Below are 6,428 nucleotides of genomic sequence, written 5' to 3'. Positions count from 1 at the left end.
CCGCTTTCGGCCAATTCGGTCGAGATAAGCGGACACAACCTGATCGACTACCGAATGACGGAGGCGCGGAAGATTAGTCCGGGCCATCACCTGAGCGGCATCTCCGCTTCGCACCGCCGAAACTAGGCCCAGGACCGAAACGAAGGCTGATCCGGCGTAGATGAAGAGGCAGATCAGGAACGCCGCCAGGATGCCAATGAGCCACCTCATGGAGCGGCAATCATGGTTCAAGGGGATTGTTCCAAGATGCGATCAGCAAGGGCCTCTGACGCCTCTTACGCGGCTGTTAGCCGAGAAGTTTAATCATGTTATCGTTGGAGGTCGGCAATGCATAAAATGATCGCTGTGGCCGCAATGAGCGCTGGCTTCTCACTTGCAGCGTGTGGGAGAGACCCAGGGCCTAAAGGAGATCCAGGCGCGCAAGGTCCAGCCGGCCCGCAGGGAGCCCAAGGCATAAGGAGTGCCTGGACCACAAGGCCCCGCCGGCGCGCAGGGGCCTCAAGGCCCGCAGGGTCCGGCGAAAAGGGAGACAAGGGTGATCCGGCGACGGTCAACATCCGAGCGGTTCAGGCCGACGGCGCAGTCAATTGCGATAGCAGCGAAGCACTAGTTTCCGTGTTCTGCCCGAGTGGCGGTGCCGCGGACGGGGCGAAGTGCGTGACCTCTCCAACGCTTGGGCTTTGCATGAAAAAGTGAGTAGCCGTTCCCGGACATGGGCCTTTTGCTGCGAAGCGCGAGGAGCGCTGCACAAAGACGCAGACGTATCGGCCGCCTCTAGAATCGCACTATGCTGACTCAGCCAAACCTTACGGGGAAAGCAGGGAATGGTTAGGCCCGGCGCATTTCCGGGCTAGGACGCGTCGGGCCGCGACTCCGCAATCGCGCACAACTACGGAAGGCACGTGGCAATAGCGAGAACGATGTCGGCGCCGAAATCTCCCGAATACACCGAAATCAGAAATCCCGCGGCCAGAGCAGCTACAATCACTTTGAGTGTCAGCATTTGACATCTCCACTTAAGTCGCGAGAACCAATGTGGGCTCGGTCTGTTTCCGGGCTGCTTCGCGGGGTTCAGCAGACAGTTTCATTCACTGAGTTGTTATCCCGGGCGTGCCGCGGTCCAGCCTAGCGGCCCTCAAGCCAACAAGCCCCTGCCGGTGCACTCGACCAGGGCTGCGCAGGTGGATTGCGCGAGGCTCAGATGTGAGGTGTCGCCCCAAGACCCTGCGAAAGCTAATTCACATACTGAAATGCAGCGGCCTGAAAAATGCGGCACCGTCCACACTCTAACGTTGGCAGTCTACGGAAGCCCCCTTCCCACGGAGCCAGCCAGCGTGCGAGTCGCGGCCCTCCAACAGGACCGCGCCCGCGTGCCAACTCGCGGCCCGCGCAGGTGTGGCTTGGCACTGAGTTGTTCGCGCTGATCAAAAGTCCATGCGCTGTCATGTCTTCACGCTCGACGACTGGGGCACAACACTGGAAGTGCAAGAGATTGAGTGCGTTGGCCCGGGAGATGCTCTTCAGCTAGGCTCAGTTGCCGCGTTAAAAGATCGGGTCGAAGTTTGGTGCGGTTCCCGGCGGCTCGCTTGTTATGAGCCGGATCGCAGTCGAGTGAGGCCGCTGCTGCGTCTGAGCGAACTCTTGACGGTGGCCGAGGGCCGCGTTCTCAAAGGCGAGCAACACATCGCCCACCAGGAAAAGCTGATCGCTCGGCTCAAGCGCGAGGGACGCGAGCTCACACTTGCGTTTTCCATTTTGGACACATTGATCGAAGTCCAAAAAGGCTTACTCACAGGGAGCTGGCAAAACGGTCGAGCCAGAGATCTCGACCTGTTGCCGCCAGCGACGATCACCGTCGGACGCCCCGTCTACCTTCTAAGCCCATGCGTGACTCGTCAATCGCAGTGGCACGAACCGCCCGGACTAGCGGCCGACTTCCCGCTGTTGGAGGTGATTGTTCGTCCACAGGGATGCGTGCCGCTTCAGTTTTCGTTGCGCCAAGATCACCCCAATGCGGTGCTCGCTCGGCTGGACACTTCCCCGGCGCATGTCCCGGCGGCTGGCGGCACCTGCGAGACGTTAGCGCCCCTGTGCTATCTCACGTGCATTTTCTCGACGATCGCATAGAGCAGCATGAAAATCGGCAAGAAGACGAAGAACCAAACGGCCTCCGGTTCGTGCCGGGAAAATTCGCGGTTGGGATCTGTTTCAGTGCCGAACGGGACAGGTGGCACAGGCGGCTTTGGACGCCTGCGTTTTACCGCTCGGCTTAGCAGCCGTCGAATCGCTGGTTCGTCCGACGGCGGATCGCTTGCGCGTCGGCTCTGGTTCGTCACGACTTTAGACCGCGAACATCAGCGGGTATTTGCGGACCAGTTCGAGGTCAACATAGCCGGCGGCATTGATCCACTCGTGGGGACAGTAAACGAGCGAGCCGGGGTCGAGCTCCAGGCCATCCCGTTTTATTGCCTCGCCCGTCCCCAGTCGGCCGGCCCATTGTCTCCGTCCGTTTGGATCAGGGCGCATCGCGTCGAACACGGCGGTGTCGTTCTTCGTCATGGCAATTCCAGAGGTGTTGAAACCAATCTTTACGAAATGACCTTACTAGACGCGGGTGTTCTCGCCGACAAGTGACATTCGCTTTTGCAGTTGCTCACCTCAAGCCCGCATAGGTCGTGCTGAGCGTCTTCCCTGACTTCGCGCGGTCCCTCAGTTCGGCTGTTGCTCTTCTTCGTTCTCTCGATGCTGAACTCCTGAGCATCGTTGCCCTTCGCTACGCGTTAGCTTAGCGGCGAGCATGGTCGCGCTCCTGATCGACACGCCCGCTCAATTAATAAATCGAACAGCAAGCATGAGCCGGTCGCGCTGGATTGGCGGCGTGGCTCGGTGGTAACATGACGTGTCCTGGACGAAGCCGGTGCCTGCTTCGCCTTCAATCATGATTTCGTTCTCTACGCCAAATTGCTTATGCACGCTCGCTTCGCTTGCAGACGCCGAGCCGAAGAGCATACGAAGGGGCTTGCGCTTGTGTGAGCGCTTCATCATGACATGCGCGCCAGAGTTACGGTCGGTATCGGTTATATAGAAGTTTGCGTACACGAAATTGTATCCATCGACGTCATAATGGTAGTCGAGAACGTTTTGATGCCTCAGCCGTCGGCGCTCCTCCTCGGAAAAATCGGACGCGAAGCTCCAGCCGAGAATCGTCAATACTTTATGCGGTTCGTGCCCCAGATAAGTTCCCACGATGGCTCGGAGGACGGGGTCATCGACGATGGCCTGCACAGCAGGACAGCGGGTCGGGTTGCTAATGCCAGCGATTGGCGCGGATCTCCCGTCGGGAGCTTTGCCTCGGATGACGTCCGAATATCGAAACGTCGGGCCATCCGGATCGTAATTGGTGTGGAGCGGCTCCTTGCGTGCAAAGGTGTCAATTTCATTTACTATATGCGCGGGGAGGTTCAAACCTATGAACACCGCCTCTTCGGAGATGGTCGAAGCAATCTGATCGACATTCTGGTCGGGAAACAATGTAGAGCTTCCGTTCTGTTGCACGGAAACCCGACGATCCATCAGTCGTCTTGCGCCACCATAGACCGAACGGACCGTCCAGAATCGGCCCAGGGCGTATTGAATGTCACCTTTGACAATTCTCGCTGCTATCCCACGGAGATTCACGTCGGCCTCCCTGTCTTTAATTATCGCTCTAATTGATAGCACCACCGACTATCAGTGCTTTGCCCGGTGGAAGGGGGAACGCTCACAATGAACTGGCGAGCGGTGCAAAGGAGCGGCTAAGAGGCTGCAGTTTCCGTTAGTTCAGGATCATTTACCTTCAGGCGCGTGGCAGGCCCCGAGTAAGGAGCTGCGGGCGAGCCTTCTTCAGATCGGTCGCCACTTTTATCCTCTCTCTCAAAACGAGGATTTCGGAATATTCCTTTTTGGATCTCTGGCGGGGTGCGAACTGCTTCAAGTTGCTGGCGGTCAGTTTCAATATCGCGGCAATATGCCTACTCTGGATGTGCTGCATGGCAACTAAATCCGCTGTTGAAAGTGCGGCGTCGCTGGAAATAAACAGCCAACAATGCTGTCTTTTTTTTGCAGCGCATCACTGCCAGGCTGGGCGGGTCGCCGCGTTTGGCGATCTAGGTGCCGCAGCATCTCGCTCGAGTTCTCCAGGACAACAAGGCTCCGCGGCAGCATCTCTTTGTCCTAAGATCTTCCACCTGCATCCGCATGAGTTGGCGGCGTATCAATAGAATGCGACGGCGATACGTTTTTCTTTACGCCAGACGACTGAACAGCGACGTGGGTCACCGTCCGGAATGACAGTCAGCGCGAATTCGTCGGGAATCTTTTCATTTCCTGCAATATCAAGGGCGGCACCGTATACAGAGATGCTGCGGATCAAGCAGTTTGCTTTTGAACGGCCGAAGCTGATCGAGCCGGACTTTGGGATGCGTGTCGAATGAGAACTGTTCTGCTCCATTGTTTTTCTCCGAGAAAAGGGTTCGCTCCGCAGAGCGCAAAGTCGATTGTCGTCGCACCTACTGTCTCTAAACGTGTTCGTCAGAATCTCGCGAGCCGATCCAGCCGGCGTGGCTTAAATAAATACCATATTAAATGGACCGCTGCATTAAATAAGTTTGGTAAATAGAATTAAATGAGTAAATTCAATTGAAATTAGGGGCCTTGGGTCGTGGGAATTAGCCCATAGGGAGAATTGGAGGGCTGATAAATAATTGTACGCCAGACCGAAAGTCGTCCGATGATACGGAAGTAGAGTTCAGATTTCAGACGATTGCCCAGATAGAGCAGGACATCGCTGCGATATGCACGGGGCTGGGAGGCGCTTTCGGGGTCTGAGGCCAGTTAGGCTAACGGGCCAACCGGTGGCGGCGAGCGCGCAGGGAGGGCAAGTGGTGCGATCTTTCGTCAGGCTCGCCCCGTTCACGGCGTCGAACGCGGCGCGACGGAGGATGTGTCAAGCGTAATGGAGGCACACCGCGGGCGCTTCGCTCAGCTTCTTCGACCAGATCTCGAAGATCTGCCAACTCTGAGAGCTGAGAAGTGAGTTCGCTAAGTCGTTCGGCGTAACGGATTGCGCGAGAGCCTCGCATAAATGTCCTCCCCAGCACAAAAAAAGCACTATCAGGTGGCCTCAGAGCAAATAGCGCGAGTAGTAAAAGTAGAAGACTACATCGGCAAATAGCGGATTTCAACACCTCAGGCTTAATGGCCTCAGGACTGCGTCCACTCCCTGGCCAGCCCGTCAATGATCTTGACCTATTTGTCGAAAGCTTGGTTGGGCGTTCGGAGTCAAAAAGGGGCATGGGTGTATAAGCCAGCGTAGAAGTTGCACCAACCTTTCAAGTTGCACTAAGCTCATCCGATTAGATCCGAATTGTTTTTGTGGAGTAGCGTCATGTCGAGTGCGATTGAGTTGATTGTGGACGGCTATGCGAGACTGAAAGACCGCCAGTCGCTTGAGGAGCTGAGGGTGCACCGCCGGCGCCTTGCCGGAGACCTGAAAGCCTGGGCGGGCTTTGACTGCAGGTTGTCGATTGCGCAGATCGAGCAGGACATCGAGGCCATCGAGGCGGGCCTGGAGACGTTGTCGGGGCCGGTCGGCGGTTAAGCTAAGGCGCCAATCCGATGGCGGCGAGTGCGCAAGGAGCCAAGTGCTGCGATCTTTCATCATGGCTGCCCTCGCACTGGTCTGGGGATCCTCGTCCGCGCTCAGCCTGACGTCGGAGGAGATCATCGCTAAGCTTCGCGCCGCCGGCTATTCGCACATCCAGGAACTACCAGCCGGAAAGATAAAGACCTACAAGGCCGTCAAGGAAGGCACCGCGCGCTCGCTAATCGTCGACAGCACCGGCCACATCGCAGAGGTGGCGAGATAGCTAAACGGGCAGACGAAGCCAGACGTCTTTACTGGACAGTGTGCCGGTTGGCGTCGCAATCTCCATATCGACGACGCGAAACGAGCCATGACTTTCGTAAACGTAGCGAAGATGCCAGACCGGGCCGGGTTCCGGCGAGATGGCGAGATCGTCCAAGGCAGACGCGACGTATCGAACGGCATCGCGTCGCTCAACCGAGGCGGAGAACATCGCCTCTATCAGCGCGGCCAGGCTCATGCCGCCGACCAGCATGGCTCGTGCCGTTTCGTCGCCGTAAGTAAGCCGGAGCGCGGTCACGACTGCCGCAATAGCGTCGGGGTTCTTCAGAGCCACGGTAGATCCGCTTCGCCCAGCAAAACCATAATGCGGATTCCGCCCTTTTCGTGCAACCGGCATCGATTCGCGGTCAACTATCTCAATGGCTAAATGCCCAGAGCGAGCCGCTCCTGCGAAGCTCGATCAGCGGATCAGACGGGAAAGCTGCGGCTGGAGACGCTTGAGCCGTTCTCACGGTCCTCCGAC

At 57.5% G+C, this 6,428-nt stretch carries 9 protein-coding genes; 3 read left to right on the top strand and 6 right to left on the bottom strand.

All coding sequences use genetic code 11. The annotated features are described in order from the left end of the window. On the bottom strand, positions 1–210 hold a 210-nt coding region (locus IVA75_RS00420), incomplete at its 3' end, for a DUF2939 domain-containing protein (RefSeq protein WP_247282800.1). A gap of 1,224 nt (positions 211–1,434) precedes the next feature. Between IVA75_RS00420 and IVA75_RS00410 the strand changes: the two genes are divergently transcribed. Beyond that, positions 1,435–2,127 (top strand): hypothetical protein, encoded by a 693-nt coding sequence (locus IVA75_RS00410; protein WP_247282801.1) that lies wholly within the window; start codon positions 1,435–1,437, stop codon positions 2,125–2,127. A 213-nt stretch (positions 2,128–2,340) separates the two neighbouring features. Here IVA75_RS00410 and IVA75_RS00405 read toward each other — a convergent pair whose 3' ends face one another. The 4 genes from IVA75_RS00405 to IVA75_RS00390 form a co-directional block, all read right to left on the bottom strand. Continuing rightward, positions 2,341–2,559 (bottom strand): hypothetical protein, encoded by a 219-nt coding sequence (locus IVA75_RS00405; protein WP_247282802.1) that lies wholly within the window; start codon positions 2,557–2,559, stop codon positions 2,341–2,343. Positions 2,560–2,826: 267 nt separating this feature from the next. Further along, entirely contained in the window at positions 2,827–3,678 is an 852-nt protein-coding gene (locus IVA75_RS00400; protein WP_247282803.1) for a hypothetical protein, read from the bottom strand. A gap of 157 nt (positions 3,679–3,835) precedes the next feature. Beyond that, positions 3,836–4,030, bottom strand: a complete 195-nt coding sequence (locus IVA75_RS00395) for a hypothetical protein (RefSeq protein ID WP_247282804.1) — start codon at positions 4,028–4,030, stop codon at positions 3,836–3,838. Positions 4,031–4,252: 222 nt separating this feature from the next. Continuing rightward, positions 4,253–4,489, bottom strand: coding sequence for a PilZ domain-containing protein (locus IVA75_RS00390; protein WP_247282422.1), 237 nt, complete (start codon positions 4,487–4,489; stop codon positions 4,253–4,255). A gap of 936 nt (positions 4,490–5,425) precedes the next feature. On the opposite strand from IVA75_RS00390, the gene IVA75_RS00385 reads away from it, so the two are divergent. Then, the gene (locus tag IVA75_RS00385) at positions 5,426–5,638 is read left to right on the top strand and encodes a hypothetical protein (RefSeq protein WP_247282805.1); all 213 of its coding nucleotides are present in this window, start codon (positions 5,426–5,428) and stop codon (positions 5,636–5,638) included. Between the two features lie 61 nt (positions 5,639–5,699). Then, positions 5,700–5,906, top strand: coding sequence for a hypothetical protein (locus tag IVA75_RS00380; RefSeq protein ID WP_247282806.1), 207 nt, complete (start codon positions 5,700–5,702; stop codon positions 5,904–5,906). Here IVA75_RS00380 and IVA75_RS00375 read toward each other — a convergent pair whose 3' ends face one another. Continuing rightward, entirely contained in the window at positions 5,907–6,239 is a 333-nt protein-coding gene (locus tag IVA75_RS00375) for a hypothetical protein (RefSeq protein WP_247282807.1), read from the bottom strand. Positions 6,240–6,428 lie beyond the last annotated feature (189 nt).

Origin of the sequence: Bradyrhizobium sp. 134, from assembly GCF_023074155.1 — a bacterium.
Classification (GTDB): Bacteria; Pseudomonadota; Alphaproteobacteria; order Rhizobiales; family Xanthobacteraceae; genus Bradyrhizobium.
The sequence above is the reverse complement of the archived record's forward strand: the minus strand, read 5'-3'. Positions and strand labels throughout refer to the sequence as shown.

Bases quoted from the DNA above. Each gene is read 5' to 3' on its own strand.
- IVA75_RS00410 (WP_247282801.1), top strand. From the start codon at position 1,435: ATGCGCTGTCATGTCTTCACGCTCGACGACTGGGGCACAACACTGGAA.
- IVA75_RS00405 (WP_247282802.1), bottom strand. From the start codon at position 2,559: ATGACGAAGAACGACACCGCCGTGTTCGACGCGATGCGCCCTGATCCA.
- IVA75_RS00395 (WP_247282804.1), bottom strand. From the start codon at position 4,030: ATGCAGCACATCCAGAGTAGGCATATTGCCGCGATATTGAAACTGACC.
- IVA75_RS00390 (WP_247282422.1), bottom strand. From the start codon at position 4,489: ATGGAGCAGAACAGTTCTCATTCGACACGCATCCCAAAGTCCGGCTCG.
- IVA75_RS00385 (WP_247282805.1), top strand. From the start codon at position 5,426: ATGTCGAGTGCGATTGAGTTGATTGTGGACGGCTATGCGAGACTGAAA.
- IVA75_RS00380 (WP_247282806.1), top strand. From the start codon at position 5,700: ATGGCTGCCCTCGCACTGGTCTGGGGATCCTCGTCCGCGCTCAGCCTG.